17 protein-coding genes and 1 tRNA gene are annotated in these 20473 nt (G+C 63.6%); 9 read left to right on the top strand and 9 right to left on the bottom strand.

The window, feature by feature from the left end; all coding sequences use genetic code 11:
- Positions 1 to 61: 61 nt before the first annotated feature.
- The 4 genes from NTA49_RS06575 to NTA49_RS06560 are packed head-to-tail and all read right to left on the bottom strand — an operon-like array spanning position 62 to position 4030.
- On the bottom strand, positions 62 to 1240 hold the full coding sequence (locus NTA49_RS06575) for a phosphopentomutase (RefSeq protein WP_258293878.1): 1179 nt from the start codon (positions 1238 to 1240) through the stop codon (positions 62 to 64).
- On the bottom strand, positions 1240 to 2556 hold the full coding sequence (locus NTA49_RS06570; protein ID WP_258293877.1) for a thymidine phosphorylase: 1317 nt from the start codon (positions 2554 to 2556) through the stop codon (positions 1240 to 1242). The genes NTA49_RS06575 and NTA49_RS06570 overlap by 1 nt, the downstream gene beginning before the upstream one ends.
- On the bottom strand, positions 2553 to 2939 hold the full coding sequence (locus NTA49_RS06565; RefSeq protein WP_258293875.1) for a cytidine deaminase: 387 nt from the start codon (positions 2937 to 2939) through the stop codon (positions 2553 to 2555). Before NTA49_RS06565 ends, NTA49_RS06570 begins: the two co-directional genes overlap by 4 nt.
- Positions 2939 to 4030 (bottom strand): cupin domain-containing protein, encoded by a 1092-nt coding sequence (locus tag NTA49_RS06560; RefSeq protein WP_258293874.1) that lies wholly within the window; start codon positions 4028 to 4030, stop codon positions 2939 to 2941. Before NTA49_RS06560 ends, NTA49_RS06565 begins: the two co-directional genes overlap by 1 nt.
- 217 nt (positions 4031 to 4247) lie before the next feature.
- On the opposite strand from NTA49_RS06560, the gene NTA49_RS06555 reads away from it, so the two are divergent.
- Both NTA49_RS06555 and NTA49_RS06550 read left to right on the top strand, forming a co-directional pair.
- A complete protein-coding gene (locus NTA49_RS06555; RefSeq protein WP_258293873.1) occupies positions 4248 to 6521 on the top strand; it encodes an NADP-dependent malic enzyme in 2274 nt (757 codons plus the stop codon).
- A 114-nt stretch (positions 6522 to 6635) separates the two neighbouring features.
- Entirely contained in the window at positions 6636 to 8528 is a 1893-nt protein-coding gene (locus tag NTA49_RS06550; protein WP_258293871.1) for a propionyl-CoA synthetase, read from the top strand.
- A 103-nt stretch (positions 8529 to 8631) separates the two neighbouring features.
- Here the strand turns inward: NTA49_RS06550 and NTA49_RS06545 are convergent, their stop codons facing one another.
- A complete protein-coding gene (locus tag NTA49_RS06545) occupies positions 8632 to 8829 on the bottom strand; it encodes a CsbD family protein (RefSeq protein WP_258293870.1) in 198 nt (65 codons plus the stop codon).
- Between the two features lie 125 nt (positions 8830 to 8954).
- A complete protein-coding gene (locus NTA49_RS06540; RefSeq protein ID WP_258293869.1) occupies positions 8955 to 9716 on the bottom strand; it encodes an NAD kinase in 762 nt (253 codons plus the stop codon).
- Positions 9717 to 9884: 168 nt separating this feature from the next.
- Between NTA49_RS06540 and glyA the strand changes: the two genes are divergently transcribed.
- Positions 9885 to 11174 (top strand): serine hydroxymethyltransferase, encoded by a 1290-nt coding sequence (gene glyA / locus NTA49_RS06535; protein ID WP_258293867.1) that lies wholly within the window; start codon positions 9885 to 9887, stop codon positions 11172 to 11174.
- A 168-nt stretch (positions 11175 to 11342) separates the two neighbouring features.
- Positions 11343 to 11951 (top strand): hypothetical protein, encoded by a 609-nt coding sequence (locus tag NTA49_RS06530; RefSeq protein WP_258293866.1) that lies wholly within the window; start codon positions 11343 to 11345, stop codon positions 11949 to 11951.
- 21 nt (positions 11952 to 11972) lie between these two features.
- Here the strand turns inward: NTA49_RS06530 and NTA49_RS06525 are convergent, their stop codons facing one another.
- Positions 11973 to 12347, bottom strand: coding sequence for a hypothetical protein (locus NTA49_RS06525; RefSeq protein ID WP_258293865.1), 375 nt, complete (start codon positions 12345 to 12347; stop codon positions 11973 to 11975).
- Between the two features lie 47 nt (positions 12348 to 12394).
- Here NTA49_RS06525 and NTA49_RS06520 point away from each other — a divergent pair, with 47 nt between their 5' ends.
- A complete protein-coding gene (locus NTA49_RS06520; protein WP_258293864.1) occupies positions 12395 to 13171 on the top strand; it encodes an alpha/beta fold hydrolase in 777 nt (258 codons plus the stop codon).
- A 64-nt stretch (positions 13172 to 13235) separates the two neighbouring features.
- Here the strand turns inward: NTA49_RS06520 and NTA49_RS06515 are convergent, their stop codons facing one another.
- Entirely contained in the window at positions 13236 to 13904 is a 669-nt protein-coding gene (locus NTA49_RS06515) for an HAD family hydrolase (RefSeq protein ID WP_258293863.1), read from the bottom strand.
- Between the two features lie 215 nt (positions 13905 to 14119).
- Here NTA49_RS06515 and carB point away from each other — a divergent pair, with 215 nt between their 5' ends.
- Complete coding sequence (gene carB, locus NTA49_RS06510; protein ID WP_258293862.1) at positions 14120 to 17452, top strand: carbamoyl-phosphate synthase large subunit; 3333 nt, start codon at positions 14120 to 14122, stop codon at positions 17450 to 17452.
- 96 nt (positions 17453 to 17548) lie between these two features.
- A tRNA-Thr gene (locus tag NTA49_RS06505) sits at positions 17549 to 17624 on the top strand.
- A 60-nt stretch (positions 17625 to 17684) separates the two neighbouring features.
- Here the strand turns inward: NTA49_RS06505 and NTA49_RS06500 are convergent.
- Positions 17685 to 18113, bottom strand: coding sequence for a BLUF domain-containing protein (locus NTA49_RS06500; RefSeq protein WP_258293861.1), 429 nt, complete (start codon positions 18111 to 18113; stop codon positions 17685 to 17687).
- A gap of 535 nt (positions 18114 to 18648) precedes the next feature.
- On the opposite strand from NTA49_RS06500, the gene NTA49_RS06495 reads away from it, so the two are divergent.
- Together NTA49_RS06495 and NTA49_RS06490 are read left to right on the top strand one after the other, a co-directional pair.
- Complete coding sequence (locus NTA49_RS06495; protein ID WP_258293860.1) at positions 18649 to 18852, top strand: hypothetical protein; 204 nt, start codon at positions 18649 to 18651, stop codon at positions 18850 to 18852.
- 109 nt (positions 18853 to 18961) lie between these two features.
- Positions 18962 to 20443 (top strand): fused MFS/spermidine synthase, encoded by a 1482-nt coding sequence (locus tag NTA49_RS06490; protein WP_258293859.1) that lies wholly within the window; start codon positions 18962 to 18964, stop codon positions 20441 to 20443.
- The last annotated feature ends 30 nt before the right edge of the window (positions 20444 to 20473 follow it).

Genomic DNA, 20473 nt, shown 5'->3' with positions numbered 1-20473 from the left:
TCTCCAAATTTGACTGCCCCTATGTGCCAAGCGCGCGAGGCTTAGACAACCTGCGACGTGCCTATGCGTGGATACCGAGATGGCGCAAGACCAGCGCCGCGACGTCGGTAAAGGCGATCTGGCCCAACGCGCCAGTGCCAATGCCCGCGACGATCACCGGAACCCGTTCGCGGGTGTGATCGGTGCCGGTCCAGGTGGGATCGTTGCCGTGGTCGGCCGTGACCACCAGCATGTCGCCCGCGCGCAGCTGCGGCAAGAGCTTGCCCAGTTCTGCGTCGAACCATTCCAGATGCCGCGCATATCCCGACACGTCACGGCGGTGGCCATAGAGGCTGTCGAACTCGACGAAATTGGCAAAGGTCAGCGATCCGTCCTGCGCGTCACGCATCAGGTCGCCAAGGTGCCCCATCAGGGCGCGGTCGTCGCCCTTGCGCACCTCGTCGATGCCTTGCATCGAGAAGATGTCGCCGATCTTGCCGACCGCATAGACCGCACGCCCTGCGTCCTGCACCCGGTTGGTCAGCACCGGCGCGGGCGGCAGAATCGCAAAGTCCTTGCGGTTGCCGGTGCGCTGGAAATTCCCCACGTCACCCACGAAGGGGCGCGCGATCACCCTGCCCACCTTCATCTGGTGCAAGAGGGGCGCCACGTCCGCACACAGCTGCAACAGGCGGTCGAGGCCAAAGTGTTCCTCATGCGCCGCGATCTGAAACACGCTGTCGGCGCTGGTGTAGCAGATCGGCCAGCCGGTGCGCAGATGGTCTGCCCCCAGATCGGCAATGACCGTGGTGCCTGAAGCATGGCAGTTGCCAAGGATACCATCGGTGCCCGCAGCCTTGCACACTGCCGCCACCACATCATCGGGAAAGGCGGGTTTTTGATCGGGAAAATAATGCCAGTCCCACGGCACCGGCAGACCGGCCAGTTCCCAATGGCCCGAGGGCGTGTCCTTGCCGCGCGACACTTCGGTCGCGGCCCCCCAGGTGCCGAGAGGCTTCGGCGCGTCAACTTTCTGCCCGCTCGCCAGTGTAACCGCAGCCCCCAGCCCAAGCGCCATCATATGCGGTATGCGCAAGGGGCCCGAGCGTCCTTCCTCTGCCTGCCCCGCAGCACAGGCGTCGATGATATGGCCCAACGTGTTGGCCCCCGTGTCGGGCACATCGCCGTTGAAAAACGTATCGGCATCGGGCGCGCCGCCAATGCCGACGCTGTCGATGACCACCAGAAACGCACGTGCCATCACGACACCCGCGCGTGGATCAGCGGCGGCGTCTTAACCGCGCCTTCACCAAGGGTGAACGCCGCACGCACCGCAGCCTCGGCCCGGTCCGCATGATCCGGATGCGAGGCATGGATGACCGCCAGTGGTTGGCCCTTCGCCACATTGTCACCAAGGCGCAGCACGCCAGAGAGTCCGACCGCCGGATCGACCACGTCGCTTTCGACAGCACGGCCACCGCCCAGCCCGACGACGATGCGCCCCAGCGCCTCACCGTCGATGGCTTGCACCACGCCTGCATGCGTGGCTGTCACCTCGCGGATCACCGTCGCTTCGGGCAGGAAACGCGCGTGGTTTTCGACAAAATGCACAGGTCCGCCCATCGCGGCGATCATCCGACCGAACCGTTCGGCAGCAGCACCGCTGCGGATGGCCTGCGCAATCAGCGCACCCCCCGCCTCCGCGTCCGCCGCCAATCCAGCCCCCGCCAGCAGCACACCACCCAGCGCCGCGCTGATCTGCGACAGCGGCGCATCGGTGTCGCCAGCAGTCAACACCTGCATCACCTGCGTCACCTCCAGCGCATTGCCCAGCGACGGCGCCAGCGGCTGGTTCATATCCGTGATCAGCGCCGAAGTCGGACACCTGGCGGCATTCGCGGTCCCGGTCAGCGCCTCGGCCAGCGCACGGGCCGCCTCCATGTCCTTCATGAACGCGCCCGAGCCGACCTTGACGTCCAGCACCAGCCCCTCCAGCCCGCCTGCCAGCTTTTTCGACAGGATCGACGCGGTGATCAGGTCCAGACTTTCCACCGTCGCGGTCACATCGCGGATCGCATAGAGCCGCTTGTCCGCAGGGGCGATGTTGGCCGTGGCACTGACGATCGCGCACCCGGTGCTGGCGACCACATCGTGAAACTGCGCGGCGTCCAGATTGACGTTCAGCCCCGGTATCGCCTCCAGCTTGTCCAGCGTGCCGCCCGTATGTCCCAGACCCCGCCCCGAGATCATCGGCACATACGCCCCGCAGGCCGCCAGCGCCGGGGCCAGCACCAGCGACACGCAGTCGCCGACGCCGCCCGTCGAATGCTTGTCCAGCACCGGGCCGTCCAGATCCCAGCCCAGCACCTGCCCGCTGTCGCGCATGCCAAGCGTCAGCGCAACGCGGCCCTCGTCCCCTAGGCCGTTCAGGCAGACCGCCATCGCGAAGGCCCCCGCCTGCGCGTCGCTGACGGCACCGTCGGCCAGCCCTTCGGCGAACCACGCCAAGGCATCGCGCGACGGTGTCTCCCCTGCGCGCAGGGACGCAATGATATCGCGGGCCGAGAAATCGCTCATTTCATGTGGTCGGGGGTAAAGGCCCCCGGTAGCAATTCGGCCAGCGTCATCACCTGTTCGGACCCGCCGGTGGTCGCCATGGTCACGCGCACATTCCCCTCGCCGAACTCGGCTAGCTTCTGGCGGCAGCCGCCACATGGCGTCACCGGCATCGGGCTGCCCGCGATCACGAAAACCTCGGTCAGCTTGGTCTCGCCCGCCGCCACCATCGCGGCGATGGCCCCGGCTTCAGCGCAGGTGCCCTCGGGATAGGCCACATTCTCGACGTTACAGCCCGCATAGACGGTGCCGGATGCACCGGTGATCGCGGCCCCCACCTTGAACTGCGAATAGGGCGCATAGGCCTTTTCGCGCACGGCGGTCGCTGCTTCTTTCAAATTCATCAACTCTCTCCTGATTGTGTGGTGAACGCACCGGGCAAGGACACTTCGAGCAGTTCCAGATCGTCCGAAGGATCGGCATAGCGCACCTTCATCCCCGGCGGCACCACAAAAGCGTCGCCTGCCGCGAGGGTATAGGGATCGCGCCCCGCGCCCTGCAACTCCATCGTGCCATCCATCACGAAGGTGAACAGGATGTCGCTGTCATGTGACGCCCATTCCGGCACACCTGTGCCACGGCGCACCACATGCACGCCCGCCACATTGTCCGTATGCGCCGCAATGGTGGTGTCGCGCGACTGAAAGCCGCCCATGCGGAACGGCTGCCAGGTCGCCTCCTCGGTCTTGTGATGCACGAACCGCTGGCCCTGAAACACGCGGGCCGGATTGGCGGGGCCGTTGGGCAGTTCCATGTCATGGTCGATGGTGGTCACATGCTCGGCTGGCACGCCGATCTCGATCACCTCGATGTTGTCACTGGCAAACAGCACCCGGTGTCTTATCTCGGGCGGCTGGATCACGCAGTTGCCCGCATGCAGCCGGAACGGCTCGCCCTGATCCTCATAGACCAGATCGACCCAGCCGCGGTAGCAAAAGATCAGCTGAAACCCGACCGTGTGGTAATGCACCATATCCGGCACCGGTCCGCCGTCAGGAATACGGATGTGGCTGGCGATGATCGACCCGCCCAGACGGTCGGGAATAAGATCACGGTAATGCATGCCAGCACGGCCAATGACCCAAGGGGCATGATCCTTCAAGCGCCGCACCACGAAGGAATGCACGGTATCGGGCATCACCACGGGCTGATGCAAGGCCTCTACACCCACCTGCGTGCCACCGGGCGCCGTCAGTTCCAACGCGCCATCCGCAAAATCCGCAGGCTCCGCGCAGCGGATCAGCAACCGCCCCGCCGCAGCATCCAGCCCCGCATCCAGCCTCACCGCCAACCCGTGCCCCGAAAACACCGCCACCGCCGGATCGTCCGCAGGATAGATCATGTCCATCCGCATCCCCAGCCGCTTGGTGAAAAACCCGATATCGCCACGCAGATCCCGCGTCGGCAACACCACTTCTGCCCGTGTGTCTTCCATAATTCCCTCCGAGGCCCCAAACTGTCGCGACCGCACGAGATTGACAAGAGATCCGCTTTCTTTTGGCCATAAATATCCCGGAGCGCGAGGCAGAGCCTCGCATAAACACGTCGCGCGAGGCAGAGCCTCGCCAAGGCCCTGCATCCTGTCCCCTGTTGGCGCGCCCGAAAAAATAGTTTAACGCTAAACTAACTTGATCCAATCCGGAGCCTCCAAGATGACCGATACCCCCTCGTTGCGTCAGGCCGCGCTTGATTATCATGAATTTCCCAAGCCCGGAAAACTGGAAATCCGCGCGACCAAGCCGCTGGCCAACGGGCGCGATCTCAGCCGCGCCTATTCGCCCGGCGTCGCCGAGGCCTGCCTGGAGATCAAGGCCGACCCCACCACCGCCGCCCGCTATACCGCACGGGGCAATCTGGTGGCCGTGGTCACCAACGGCACCGCCGTTCTGGGGCTTGGCAACATCGGCGCGCTGGCCTCGAAACCGGTGATGGAGGGCAAGGCGGTCCTCTTCAAGAAATTCGCGGGCATCGACTGCTTCGATATCGAGGTGAACGAGACCGACCCCGAGAAACTCGCCGATATCGTCTGCGCGCTGGAGCCTACATTCGGCGCGATCAACCTCGAGGACATCAAGGCCCCCGACTGCTTTACCGTCGAGCGTATCTGCCGCGAACGGATGAACATCCCGGTCTTTCACGACGACCAGCACGGCACCGCCATCGTGGTCGGGGCCGCGGCGACCAATGCGCTTTATGTGGCGGGCAAGGCTTTCGAAGACATCAAGATCGTCTCGACGGGCGGCGGTGCGGCCGGTATCGCCTGCCTGAACATGCTGCTGAAGCTGGGGGTCAGGCGCGAAAACATCTGGCTTTGCGACATTCACGGGCTGGTCTACGAGGGCCGCACCGAAGACATGAACCCCGCCAAGGCCGCCTATGCGCAAAAGACCGATCTGCGCACGCTCGACGATGTGATCGACGGGGCCGATCTGTTTCTGGGCCTCTCCGGTCCCGGCGTGATGACCCAGGATCACGTGGCCCGAATGGCGAAACGCCCGATCATCTTTGCGCTGGCCAACCCGACGCCGGAAATCCTGCCCGACCTGGCGCGCGCGGTCGCCCCCGACGCGATCATCGCCACGGGGCGCAGCGATTTCCCCAACCAGGTCAACAACGTGCTGTGCTTTCCGTTCATCTTTCGCGGCGCACTGGATGTCGGCGCGACCACGATCAACGACGAAATGCAACTGGCCTGCATCGAGGGGATCGCGGCCCTGGCCCGCGCAACCACCAGCGCCGAGGCGGCTGCCGCCTATCAGGGCGAGCAGATGACCTTCGGCCCCGACTACCTGATCCCCAAACCCTTCGATCCGCGTCTCGTCGGCATCGTCTCCAGCGCCGTGGCCCGCGCCGCGATGGACAGCGGCGTGGCGTTGCGGCCCATCGCGGATCTGGAAGCCTACAAGACCAAGCTCGACGGCTCGGTGTTCAAATCCGCCCTGCTGATGCGCCCGGTCTTCGAGGCCGCCCGAAGCGTGGCGCGCCGCATCGTCTTTGCCGAAGGCGAGGACGAGCGCGTGCTGCGTGCAGCACAGGCGATGGTCGAGGAGACCACGGAACGCCCCATCCTGATCGGCCGCCCCGAGGTGATCGAGGCGCGGATCGCGCGCGCGGGCATGACCATCAAGCTGGGCGAACACGTCGATCTGGTGAACCCCGAAAACGATCCGCGTTACCGCGACTATTGGGGCACCTATCACGAAATCATGGCGCGCAAGGGCGTCACCCCTGATCTCGCCCGCGCCATCATGCGCACCAACACCACCGCCATCGGCGCGGTCATGGTGCATCGTGGCGAGGCCGACAGCCTGATCTGCGGCACATTCGGCGAGTTCAAGTGGCATATGAACTACATCCAGCAGGTTCTGGGCACCAAGGAGCTGCAACCCGTCGGGGCGCTGTCGCTGATGATCCTTGAAGACGGGCCGCTGTTCATCACCGACCCGCACGTCCACATCACGCCGACGCCCCAGGACATTGCCCAGATCGTGATCGGGGCTGCGCGGCACATGCGCCGTTTCGGGATCGAGCCGCGCATCGCCCTGTGTTCGCAATCGCAGTTCGGCAGCCAAAGCAGCGGGTCCGGCGTCCACATGCGTGCCGCCCTACACATTCTCGACTCCGAGCCGCGCGATTTCAGCTACGAAGGCGAGATGAACATCGACGCCGCGCTTGATCCCGACTTGCGCGAACGGCTGCTGCCCGGCGGGCGGATGCAAGGCGCAGCCAACGGGCTGGTCTTTGCCAACGCCGATGCGGCGTCCGGCGTGCGCAACATTCTCAAGATGAAGGGCGGCGGGCTTGAGGTCGGGCCAATCCTTATGGGCATGGGCAACCGCGCGCATATCGTCAGCCCCTCGATCACAGCGCGCGGATTGCTGAACATGTCGGCCATCGCGGGCACACCGGTTACCCAGTACGGGTGAACAACCCGCGTAGAACTGCGCGCTGAATTACCGCATGGCCCCGCGCGTTCTTGCGTTGGACAAGAACATATGTCGCAGCCTATGACTGATCCCAAGAGAGAGGGAGAAGACATCATGGGATACCGCGAGACCTATACGCGCTGGCAGACCGACCCCGAAGGCTATTGGCTGGACGCGGCACAGGCCATCGACTGGGACGTAGCGCCGACGCAGGCGCTGTTTGACCGAGGCAACGCGCGTTACGAATGGTTCGCCGACGCGCAGGTCAACACCTGCTACAACGCGGTCGACCGTCATGTCGAAGCTGGCCACGGCGAACGCACCGCTATCATCTATGACAGTCCGATCACCGGCCGCAAATCCAAGACCAGCTTTGCGGAATTGCAGCGCGAGGTCGCAGGCTTTGCTGGCGGTCTGGCAGCACAGGGCGTTACCAAGGGCGACCGCGTCATCATCTACATGCCGATGGTGCCCGAGGCGCTGGTTGCCATGCTGGCCTGCGCACGTCTGGGGGCGATCCACTCGGTCGTGTTCGGCGGCTTTGCCGCGCATGAACTGGCAGTGCGGATCAACGACTGCACCCCCAAGGCGATCATCGCGGCCTCCTGCGGGCTGGAGCCGAACCGGGTGGTGAAATACAAACCCCTGCTCGACGGCGCCATCGCCGAGGCCGCGCACAAGCCCGACTTTTGCGTCATCCTGCAACGCGATGAGGAAGCGGCCACGTTGACCGAAGGGCGCGATCTGGACTGGCACGATTTCCAGGCCGACACCGCCCCGGCCGATTGCGTCCCCGTCGAGGGCACCCATCCCGCCTATATCCTTTACACCTCGGGCACCACCGGCGCGCCAAAGGGCGTCGTGCGTCCGACCGCGGGGCATCTGGTGGCGCTGAACTGGTCGATGAAAAACATATACAACGTCGACCCCGGCGATGTGTTCTGGGCAGCCTCGGACGTGGGTTGGGTCGTGGGCCATTCGTACATCTGCTATGCGCCGCTGATCCACGGCAACACCACCGTGGTGTTCGAGGGCAAGCCGGTCGGCACCCCCGATGCGGGCACCTTCTGGCGGGTGATCTCCGAGCATAACGTGCGCAGTTTCTTCACCGCACCGACTGCGTTCCGCGCGATCAAGCGCGAGGACCCCAAGGGCGAGTACCGCAAGCCATACGATCTGAGCTGCCTGCGTGCCCTCTATCTGGCGGGCGAACGCGCGGACCCCGACACCATCGAATGGGCGCAGGACCTGCTGGGTGTTCCGGTCTATGACCACTGGTGGCAGACCGAAACCGGCTGGACCATCGCGGGCAATCCTGCGGGTCTGGAGGCACTTCCGGTCAAGATCGGCTCGCCCACCGTGGCGATGCCTGGCTATGACGTGCAGATCCTTGACGAAGGCGGGCGCACTCTGCCAGCTGGCGAACTGGGTGCCATCGCGATCAAGCTGCCCCTGCCCCCCGGCACTTTACCGACGCTCTGGCAGGCCGATGATCGGTTCCACAAGGCTTATCTGAACACCTTTCCCGGCTATTACGAGACCGGCGACGCGGGCATGATCGACGCCGACGGCTATCTCTACATAATGGCGCGCACCGATGACGTGATCAACGTGGCCGGCCACCGTCTGTCCACGGGCGGCATGGAAGAAGTGCTGGCAGGCCATCCTGACGTGGCCGAATGTGCGGTGATCGGTGTGGCGGACGCGTTGAAGGGGCAGAATGCCATCGGCTTCGTTTGCCTGACCAAGGGCGTGGACCGCCCGCACGCGGATATCGCGGCGGAATGTGTGGCGCGCATACGTGACCAGATCGGACCCGTGGCAGCGTTCAAGCTATGCGTGGTGGTGGACAGATTGCCCAAGACACGCTCGGGTAAGATCCTGCGCGCGACGATGGTCAAGATCGCCGATGGCGAGGCATTCAAGATGCCCGCGACGATTGACGATCCCGCCATTCTGGATGAAATCAGCGATGCGCTGAAAGCCATCGGGTACGCGGGCGGCTGAACGCCTGCTGTTTCCAAAACGGCAAAAGGCCCGCGAATGCGTACTGCATCGCGGGCCCTTTTCTATGCTACGGCGGCTTGCGCCGAGCAATACCTCAGTTAACTCAGACGCTTTTGGCCCAGTCGTCAACTTGACGTTCGGCCTCGTCGCGGGCCACGCCATAGCGCTCCTGAACCTTGCCGATCAGGTATTCGCGGTCGCCTTTGGCTTCCTGCACTTCGTTGTCCGTCAGCTCGCCCCATTTGGACTGGACCGAACCGGTCATCTGCTTCCAGTTACCTTGAATTGTATCCCAGTTCATGGCGTCTCTCCTTTTAAATTCCGTTCTGAGTACTCAACGCAGAACCCCAACAGACGTTCCATGCCAAGACCGTGATCACCCCATTAGACACGCGCCGTTCGATCAAAGGTGCAAACGAAGCAGAATCAGGTGAACTGTTCCGAGATCAGCCGCTCTTCCAGCCCGTGACCGGGATCGAACAGGATGTGGTGCACCACGCTGGGTTCCGACCGGATCACGACCGTGCGCACGTCGCGCACCGACCGGCTGTCGGCGTCGGCCATCACCGGGCGCTTTTCCGGCTCCAGCACGTCAAAGCGAACCTCGGCGGTCTTGGGCAACAATGCACCGCGCCAGCGTCGGGGGCGAAAGGCCGCCACTGCCGTCAACGCCAGCACATCGGCACCGATCGGCAGGATCGGCCCATGCGCGGAATAATTGTAGGCCGTCGATCCCGCAGGTGTTGCCACCAGCGCCCCGTCGCAGCTGAGCGCATCCAGACGCAGGCGCCCATCAACGGTGATCCGCAGCTTCGCCGCCTGCGGGCCTGCGCGCAACAGCGACACCTCGTTGATCGCAAGGGCGTGGTGTTCGGTGCCGTCGCCACAGGTTGCGGTCATCGACAGCGGGTTTACCTCGGCCCGTTCCGCCGCCTCGAGCCGTTCGACAAGATCGCTTTCGGCGTATTCGTTCATCAAGAATCCGATGGTGCCCCGGTTCATCCCGTAGACAGGCGCAGGCAGGTTCTGCGTCCCGTGCAAGGTCTGCAGCATGAAACCGTCACCGCCCAGCGCCACGATCACGTCGGCATCTTCCTGCGGCACATCGCCATAGCGCTTTACCAGCACCTTGTGGGCGGCCTGGGCAACAGGTGCCGCACTGGCAGCAAAGGCAATTTTCAGCGGCATCTCGGGTTTCCTATCGGCGCGAAGCTGCGTGATTTGAAACATATTATTCCACCACGCACCAGCACAGCCGCAAACTTGGGGCCTTGCGTCGTATTACACGCTTTGCCCGACCGCCGGTTTCGGTTACGTAGCGGCGCAATACCTTATGCCAGCCATGGAGACCTGCACATGTCCGCCACCACATCCGGTTTTTTCACCCAGAGCCTTGCCGACCGCGATCCCGAACTGTTCACAGCCGTCACCGACGAGCTGGGCCGTCAGCGCGACGAGATCGAACTGATCGCGTCCGAGAACATCGTTTCGGCAGCAGTACTGGAAGCGCAAGGCACCGTGCTGACCAACAAATACGCCGAAGGCTATCCAGGTCGTCGCTATTACGGTGGGTGCCAGTTCGTGGATGTGGCGGAAAACCTTGCCATCGAGCGTGCGAAACAGCTGTTCAACTGCGACTTCGTCAACGTGCAGCCGAACTCGGGTTCGCAGGCGAACCAGGGCGTGTTCCAGGCGCTGCTGACACCCGGTGCGACCATCCTGGGCATGAGCCTTGACGCGGGCGGTCACCTGACCCACGGCGCGGCCCCCAACCAGTCGGGCAAATGGTTCAATGCGGTCCAGTACGGTGTGAAACGCGACACGCTGAACATCGATTATGATCAGATGGAAGCGCTGGCGCTTGAGCACAAGCCGGTGATGATCATCGCCGGTGGCTCGGCCATTCCGCGCCAGATCGACTTTGCCCGCATCCGCGAGATTGCCGACAAGGTCGGCGCCTATGTGCTGGCGGACGTGGCACACTTTGCCGGACTGATCGCTGCGGGCGAATACCCCTCGCCGTTCCCGCATGTGCATGTGGCCACCACCACCACGCACAAGACCCTGCGCGGCCCGCGCGGCGGCATGATCATGACCAACGACGAAGCGATCGCCAAGAAGGTCAACAGCGCCATTTTCCCCGGCATTCAGGGGGGCCCGCTGATGCACGTGATCGCGGCCAAGGCCGTGGCCTTCGGCGAGGCGCTGGACCCTTCGTTCAAGACCTACCAGCAACAGGTGATCAAGAACGCGCAGGCGCTTGCAGATCAGTTGATGAAAGGCGGCCTCGATACCGTCACCGGCGGCACCGACACCCACGTGATGCTGGTCGACCTGCGCCCCAAGGGCGTCAAGGGCAACGCGACCGAAAAGGCACTGGGCCGCGCGCACATCACCTGCAACAAGAACGGCGTACCGTTCGACGATGAAAAGCCGACGATCACCAGCGGCATCCGTCTGGGCAGCCCCGCAGGCACGACCCGTGGCTTCGGCGAAGCCGAGTTCCGCCAGATCGGTGACTGGATCATTCAGGTGGTCGACGGGCTGGCGGCCAACGGCGAGGACGGCAATTCCGACGTCGAAGCCAAGGTGCGCGCAGAAGTCGCAGATATGTGCGCGCGCTTCCCGCTCTACCCGGATCTGTAAGCCCGGATTTGTAAGCCTTTACGCACGATTGACAGGCACCCGCAGCTTTACGCGTGCGGGTGTCTTGCGTTGCGGGGTCAACATATTCCCTTTGAACTCTTGGCAATTTTGTTACATGTTCCGCCAAACGCATGGAAAATGCACGAAAAACGACATGGGGTCGGACGCATGGTGAAGAGCCGCGCACAGAATGACATAGGTCCATCAACCAACGGGCTTGCCTTGCCCGACGAGGCCACATTGCCGTACCCGCTGAGGGTGCAGGCGATCTACGTGAGCGCGGGCGACTACGTCAAACCCGAAACGCATCCCGTTTATACCCTGATGGACAGCGCAGGCGCGCAGCACACCTATTGCTTTGATCTGGCCGGACAGGTGACCGAAGTGCTGGTGCGCCCCGGTCAGATATTCAGAAAACCCACGCGCGTTTTCGCGTTCTGCTGCGATACGACCGCCAAGGCTTTTGCCGCCGATGTGGCACCCTCGCGCGTCAAACCGCTGTCGGCGCCGCCGCTGACGCCCCGTGCGGTGCCAAGCCGTCCGGCTGCGGCAAATACCCGCCGCGCCAGTAACGGGCCCAGTGACGGACAAAGTGCAACATGGGGTGGACCGCGCAAGCAAACCCTCGCGCTGGGCGGGGTCGCGGCGCTGGTCGCGGGCTTGATGCTGCTGTCTCAGGGCAAGCTTTGGGCGACCGGCGACACGTCCCCCGCAGAGGCCGTGGCCGAACAACCCGCCGAGACCGCTCCGGCAGCGATCAATGCGGTGGTCGAGTAATCGTTCGGAACTCCCTGCGGTCTACAGATGCCCCGACCAGACCAGCCAGCCGACGAACAGCCCGGCGATCACCAGCAAGTTGAACACGATCACCCCCGCCAGCCCCAGCAACCGCCCACGACGTTGATCTGCCAGGTCAATCGTTTTCAGATGCGCCAGAACGTCGGCTTCGGCCTGTGCGACTGCGCCTGGGTCAATGGTGCGCCGCAGCTTGGGGTGGCCGTCGATGGCGCGCGCGTGCTGCACCACCTCTGCCTGCCTGCGCACGGGTTTCGGCAGACGCCGCCCCGCCTTGCGCAGCGCCGCGTCAAAGCTGCGTGCGCGGATGCCCAGCGCCGTTTCAAATGCAGCGCGCAGCCTTTCGGCGCGGGTGTCGATGTCGATCTGCATTGCCATGGCGACAGGCCTAGCGCACCGGAGCGAAACACGCTAGCCCTGACGCCATGCTGAATCTCATCGACCACGCGCCCGAAAGTCCCGGCACGCCGCTGCTGATCGCCCACGGCCTTTTCGGCTCGGGCCGGAACTGGGGCGTGATCGCCAAGCGCCTGTCCGACACGCGGCGCGTGATCGCGGTGGACATGCGCAACCACGGGCTCAGCCCGCGCGAAAAGACCAACAGTTACACGGATATGGCGGGTGATCTGGCCGAGGTGATCGACCACATCGGCGCACCTGTGGACGTGCTGGGCCATTCGATGGGCGGCAAGGCCGCGATGGCGCTGGCGCTGGCTCGTCCCGAACTGGTGCGGCGGCTGGTTGTCGCCGACATCGCGCCGGTGGACTATACCCACAGCCAGATGGAATACATCACCGCCATGCGCGGTGTCGATCTTGAGGGTATCACCCGCCGCTCCGAGGCCGCCGAACAGCTGGGCGCACTGGGCGTCGAGCCCGCATTGCAGTCGTTTTTCACGCAGTCGCTGGACCTGTCGGAAAAACGCTGGCTTCTGAACCTCGACGCGCTCGAGGCGAACATGCCCGACATCATGTCGTTTCCCGATCTCGACAGCCGGTTCGACGGGCAGACCCTGTTTCTGACCGGCGGCACGTCGCATTACGTCACCTCCGAACACCGCCCGAAGATCAGGTCGCTGTTCCCGGAGGCACATTTCGCCAAGATCCCCGACACCGGGCACTGGCTGCACGCGGAAAAGCCGCGCGATTTCGAGGCGGCGGTGCGCACGTTCCTGACGATGGATTTCGAAGGCAGCGCCTGACGGGACAAATACGAAGTGCCGGACAGAGAGGCGAAGCCCTGCCCGGCACCTTACCCCGAAGAAATCACGCCGGCTGTTCCGCAGTGCGCAGCAGATCCAGGCTCGGCGTGCCCGTTCCGATCACATCGACAAAATTGCGATGCTCCATTCCGGGTCCGGGGTAGGCAAATGTATCGATACCGGCGGCCACCGCCGATGCGGCCCCTTCGGGCGTGTCCTCGATGGCAAGGCTTGCGTCGGCGTCCACGTCCACCGCCCTCAGCGCATCGCGGTAAATCGCGGGTTCGGGCTTGGGGCGGGCCGCTTTCGATCCGTCGCCGATGTAGTCAAAGACAGACGGGTCCAGATCGTGCCCCAGCGCGCGCAGGATCAGGGCGACCTGCCGCTTGTCCTCGGCACTGACGCAGGCGATCTTCATGTCATAGTGTCGAGCTTCTGCGATCAGATCGGAGATGCCGGGACGCAGGCGCACCCCGTCTTCCAGCATCTTGCCGAAGGCGTCGATCTTGGCGTCGTAGATTGCATTGGCGTCCACCTCTTGTTCGACGCTGTCGGCATAATGGCGGATGCGGGCCAGACCGCCGATCACGCGGGTCAGATCGGCATAGGTTTCGCTGTCCCATGTCCAGTCAAGGTCATGCGTGGCAAATGCCGCATTGAACGCGCGTCTCTGCATGTCGGATGTGTCGGCCAGAACGCCGATAGACCCCAGCAGCAATGCAGAATATCGCAACGCAGATGCCCCCTTGGTTTTCATTAACCATTCCGCTTTAACGCACCCGCAGGGCGGTGGTTCCCGACATTGGCGCACTTGGGCAAATAAAATTGCCCAAAGGCCTGTATGAATGGCCGATGGCGGGGGAACGACCCTTGCACCCGACGGCTTGATGCCTATAACGCAGGACAATTTGGGCACAGGGGGTGCCCGGACATTTAAGGGGCCGCGCCATGCCGAAAAGAACCGATATCAAGTCCATCATGATCATCGGAGCTGGCCCCATCGTCATCGGGCAGGCTTGCGAATTCGACTATTCCGGCGCACAGGCCTGCAAGGCCCTGCGCGAAGAGGGTTACCGGATCATCCTGGTCAACTCCAACCCTGCCACAATCATGACCGACCCCGGCATGGCCGATGCCACCTATATCGAGCCCATTACCCCCGAGATGGTCGCCAAGATCATCGAAAAGGAACGCCCCGACGCGCTGCTGCCGACGATGGGCGGGCAGACCGGTCTGAACACTTCGCTGGCGCTGGAAGAGATGGGCGTTCTGGCCAAGTACAACGTCGAGATGATCGGCGCCAAGCGCGAAGCCATCGAAATGGCCGAAGACCGCAAGCTGTTCCGCGAAGCGATGGACCGTCTGGGCATCGAGAACCCCAAGGCGACCATCGTCACCGCACCCAAGGGCCCAAACGGTAAGAAAGATCTGGCCGCAGGTGTCGCACTGGCATTCGAGACGCTGGATTACGTGGGCCTGCCCGCGATCATCCGCCCCGCGTTCACCATGGGCGGCACCGGCGGCGGCGTCGCCTATAACCGCGAAGACTACGAGCATTACTGCCGCACCGGCATGGATGCATCGCCCGTGGGCCAGATCCTTGTCGACGAAAGCCTGCTGGGCTGGAAGGAATACGAGATGGAAGTGGTGCGCGACAGCGCCGACAATGCCATCATCGTCTGCTCCATCGAAAACATCGACCCGATGGGCGTTCACACCGGCGACAGCATCACCGTGGCCCCTGCCCTGACGCTGACCGACAAAGAATACCAGATCATGCGCAACCACTCGATCGCGGTCCTGCGCGAGATCGGCGTGGAAACCGGCGGATCGAACGTGCAGTGGGCGGTCAACCCTGCCGACGGGCGCATGGTCGTGATCGAAATGAACCCGCGGGTGTCGCGCTCCTCGGCGCTGGCGTCAAAAGCGACGGGTTTCCCGATTGCCAAGATCGCGGCGAAACTGGCCGTGGGTTACACGCTGGACGAGCTGGACAACGACATCACCAAGGTGACACCTGCCAGCTTCGAGCCGACGATCGACTATGTCGTCACCAAGATCCCGCGCTTTGCCTTCGAGAAATTTCCCGGCTCGGAGCCGCACCTGACCACGGCGATGAAATCCGTCGGCGAGGCGATGGCGATAGGCCGTACCTTCCACGAGTCGATGCAAAAGGCGCTGGCCTCGCTGGAAACCGGTCTGACCGGCTTTGACGAGATCCGCATTCCCGGTGCCCCCGACCGTGCCGCCATTACCAAGGCGCTGGCCCAGCAGACGCCCGACCGCATCCGGGTGATCGCCCAGGCCATGCGCCACGGCATCAGCGACATCGATATCCACGGCATCACCATGTTCGACCCGTGGTTCCTGGCCCGTATCCGCGAGATCATCGACACCGAAGAAGAGGTGCGCGCCAGCGGGCTGCCCGAAGACGAAAAGGGCCTGCGTCACCTCAAGATGATGGGCTTTACCGATGCGCGTCTGGCGACGCTGACCGGCCTGACCGAAGATCAGGTGCGCACCGCGCGCCGCAATGCCGGTGTCGTGGCGGCGTTCAAACGCATCGACACCTGCGCCGCCGAATTCGAGGCGCAGACGCCCTATATGTACTCGACCTATGAATCTCCCGTCTTTGGGGAAGTCGAATGCGAAGCCCGCCCGTCGGACCGCAAGAAGGTCGTGATCCTGGGCGGTGGCCCCAACCGCATCGGTCAGGGCATCGAGTTCGACTATTGCTGCTGCCACGCGTGCTATGCGCTGACGGCATCGGGCTATGAAACCATCATGGTCAACTGCAACCCCGAGACGGTCTCGACCGACTATGACACATCGGACCGGCTGTATTTCGAGCCGCTGACCTTCGAGCACGTGATGGAAATCCTGCGGGTCGAGCAGGACAACGGCACATTGCACGGTGTGATCGTGCAGTTCGGTGGGCAAACCCCGCTGAAGATCGCCGCCGCCCTGCACGCCGAAGGCATCCCGATCCTGGGCACCACGCCCGACGCCATCGACCTTGCCGAAGACCGCGAGCGGTTCCAGCAACTGGTGCAGGGCCTCGGCCTGAAACAGCCGCACAACGGGATCGCCCATTCCGACGCCGAAGCGATCACCATCGCGGCCGACATCGGCTTTCCACTGGTGATCCGCCCGTCCTACGTGCTGGGTGGCCGCGCGATGGAAATCGTGCGCGATCAGGCCCAGCTTGAGCGGTACATCAGCGAAGCGGTCGTGGTCTCTGGCGACAGCCCCGTGCTGCTCGACAGCTACCTGTCCGGTGCGGTCGAACTGGATGTGGATGCGATCTGCGACGGCACCGACGTGCATGTCGCGGGCATCATGCAGCACATCGAAGAGGCGGGCGTGCACTCGGGCGACAGCGCCTGTTCGCTCCCCCCCTATTCGCTGCCCGACGAGATCATCGAAGAGGTCAAGGTGCAGACCCGCGCGCTGGCGCTGGCGCTGCATGTGGTCGGCCTGATGAACATCCAGTTCGCGGTCAAGGACGGCGAGATTTACCTGATCGAGGTCAACCCGCGCGCCTCGCGCACCGTGCCCTTCGTGGCCAAGGCGACCGACAGCGCAATCGCGTCCATCGCCGCGCGCGTGATGGCGGGAGAGCCGCTGTCGAACTTCCCGATGCGCGCGCCCTATGATGCAAACGCCAAATACTCCGACGTGTTGCCGTTGGGCGATCCGATGACATTGGCCGACCCCAACATGCCGTGGTATTCGGTGAAGGAAGCCGTGCTGCCCTTCGCCCGCTTCCCCGGTGTCGACACGATCCTCGGCCCCGAGATGCGTTCGACCGGCGAAGTCATGGGCTGGGACCGCGACTTCCCGCGCGCCTTCCTCAAGGCGCAGATGGGGGCGGGCAACCCGCTGCCGCGTGAGGGCTGCGTGTTCGTGTCGATCAAGGACGACGACAAGACGGGCGACATGCTGGAGGCCGCGAAAATCCTGCTGGACCTCGGCTTTACCCTCGTTGGAACGCACGGCACTGCCAAATGGCTGACCGAAAACGGCCACACCTGCGGTCTCGTCAACAAGGTCTACGAGGGCCGCCCCGATGTCACCGATCTGATGAAGAACGGCGGCGTGCAGATGGTCATGAACTCGACCGAAGGCACGCAGGCGGTCGAGGACAGCAAGTCGATCCGCTCCATCGCGCTCTATGACAAGATCCCCTATTTCACCACCGCTGCGGCCTCTTATGCCGCCGCTCTGGCGATCAAGGCGCAGGCCGCCGATGACGTGGGCGTGAAACCGCTGCAAGGCTGATCCGAGACGCGCGGGAGGCTTCGCTGCCCCCCACGCGCCTCGTAAAATCCCCCTTGATCCGGGGGGCGCAGATCTTCTAAAGACTGCGCCACCAGAGCCGCTGTAGCTCAGCTGGTAGAGCACGTCATTCGTAATGATGGGGTCGGGGGTTCGAGTCCCTTCAGCGGCACCATTTCTGAATTAATGGTGATCGACACCTGTCACATGAACCCGCTCTGGGGCCATAAATGGCTTATGTGATTCCGCGAAAATCGGACAGGACGGACTGGACAAGGTTCGCAATGACCGGATCTTCTCTTGCGTCGGCAGGTTTGTGCAAGAGCTTCGACAAAGAGATCGCAGCGCTCCGGCTTTCCTCGCTCAGGTCTTCGGGCTTGGCATAGCCCATCGACCACTGCGGGAAGGCACGGCGCTCCACCTGGTATTCCCACACGACCGATGTGCTGCCGTGGCGCCGATCACGCTTGATACGGTCAAAGCACTCTTGCACGCATACCTGATCGCCTTCCAGCACCTGAAAAAACAACTGGTCATGATAGAGCAACAGCCCGGTCACGTCGTCGCGGTCATTGTTCTGTCGGGACGTCTCGAGAATTCTAGAGATTTCGTCGGGTGAGATCGGTTCGGTCGAAGAGCTCACGTAAACGAGTTGATGCAGCATAATCTAATCTTTTCCTTTCCGGCCATTCAGGCCCTCCAAACGGTGTGGAGCGGGTTGCAAGAGCGGTCAAATTGCTGACAGCATTGACCAATTCAGGTGCCGCTGGCGCGCGCGCCAATTTCGTTCCGGTGTCGGCAGCACTTTTCCCCCACGCCAGATAGGGCCCCCGTGCGCAAGTTCCAATCTGGGCGCCGACTGAAAAAACGCACCGGCCCGGCTTCAGGACGCAGCGGGAATGCGTCTTGACGCTGCCAGTCTAGTCAAACCCATGTCCGGGGGGAGATGACTTTGTGAAGTGCGGACACAATCAAAGGGAATTCAAGTTTTGAACGAAAACCGGACGGGCCAGAGCGCGCGCACCGCGATTGATCAAGCCCTTGAACGAGCGGCCGAGGCCGCCCCCGCAGGCGCAGGTCATGGGCGATCCGGTCACGGTGGCGGAAACGTTGCTGACGGCCATCCAGCGGCTCGAACTGCTTTTGTGTGTCTGGTTCGTGCTTCAAGCGGTGCCGGCACCTGGACGGGTGCAGGTCATGTGTCGCAGGCGGACGCAACCACGCCGCAGATGCTGCGCTGCAGGCTGAACACGAGCCAGGCGGGGGAAAACCAGCGCAGCCTTGTCGTCACCCAAGGCGGCGCTGGCACCCTGCGTCTTGAGCGGTCCAATGATACGGTCCTGCTGGGCATTCAGGCCGACACGAAACTGGCAGGACAGGTGACCCTGGACAAAGCCCCCTGACCCGGTCACGCCATCGCGTTCACCGCAGCCTTGGCGGCATGGCATCGGGTCGCTATGCGTGGCAGGCAAAACCCGATACCCGTTTTGCGGACCCCAAAGGGAGGCCCCAATGCAGTTTTCGATGACCATCGGCTTGATCCTCGTTCTGTCCGCCCTTGGGCTGACCTACGAGATTGCGGCCGGCCGCGTGCTTGCGCCGTTCTTCGGCACCTCGCTGCTGACATGGACCGCCGTGATTGCGACCATTCTGGCCGGGTTCTCGCTGGGCAGTGCGCTGGGTGGTCTGGTGGCCGAACGGGACAGCCGTGCTGCGGCACGTGCGGTGCGCAAGGCGCTGGTGGCGACGGCGATCCTGATGGCGATGTCGCCGACCGTGCTGGGCCTGATCTATGCCTGGGGCGCGCGCGAGACGGCAGGGATGCTGCTTGCGGTGATCCTCGCCTTCTTTCCCGCGTCGGTGCTTGTCAGCTTTCCCTCGCCGTTTCTGGCAAAGATGGCGGTCGACGCCCGACCGGGCCGCGAGGGATCATCGCTTGGGCTGGTTCTGGCGGCAGGGTCGCTTGGCGCGATTGTCGGTGCGGTGCTTGCCGGTTTCGTCGCCCTGCCGCTGATCGGGTCGGTGGCCACCTTTGCCGGATGCGGAGCCGTGGCGCTTTGCTGTGCCCTGCTGGTCAGGGGCACACCATCGGATGCCGGTGACCAGACAGGGGTTGCCGACACGACCAGATCAGCCGGGTCCGCACTCTGGGCAGGCGGCGCTGCGCTGGCCGTGGCGACGGGATTTGCGGGCGGGTCGGTGTGCCACTACGAATCCGGCCTGTCGTGCATCGACGTGGTGCGTCAGAACAACGTGGTCTACCTTTACTCGGACCGCACCCCGCAGGCGGCGGAACCGACCAATGCCGCGCCGGACCTCGTGATGCCCTATACCCAATGGATGTGGTCCCGGCTGGACCGTGATCTGGGCCCGGCCCCTTCGGTGCTGTTCGTCGGCGGTGGCGGCTACACCCTGCCCGCCCGATTGCTGGAAACGCGACCCGCAGCACAGGCCGTCGCGGTCGAGATCGACCCGCTTGTCACCCGCGTCGCACGGCGGCACCTGCCGGATGCCGGCGCAATGATCGACGCGGCAGGCTATGACGCAAACCTTGATGGCGCGGCAAACGCCCAAGGCAAGGACCGCCTTGGTATCGTGCATGCGGACGGTCGGGTTTTCCTGAACGAGACAGAGCGCAGTTTCGACGCCGCCGTGATGGACGCGTTTTCTTCGGGATCGGTTCCTGCGCATCTGGTGACGCTGGAAACCTATCAGCGCCTGCAAGGCATCGTGGACGGCCCGGTCTATGTGAACCTGATCGACAGCCCCGATGGCCCGCTGGTGCGCGGCGTGCATGCGATCCTGAGCAGTCTTTATCCCCACGTCGAAGCCATTCAGGGTCCGATCAGCTTTCGCGGGCGCGGCAATGTGCTGCTGGCGGCATCGAATGCGCCCTTTGCCGCGCTGGATGCGCTGCCGGACGATTACAGACCGGTGCAGATCACGCAGGGCCGCGCGTTCACCGACGATCGCGGCTGGGTGGGGCATCGGTAAGGCGTCATAACGAAAACCTGATCCAGTTCT

This window comes from Pseudosulfitobacter koreensis (assembly GCF_024733015.1).
Lineage (GTDB): Bacteria > Pseudomonadota > Alphaproteobacteria > Rhodobacterales > Rhodobacteraceae > Pseudosulfitobacter > Pseudosulfitobacter koreensis.
Note: the sequence above shows the minus strand (reverse complement) of the source record. Positions and strands in the feature narration are given on the sequence as shown.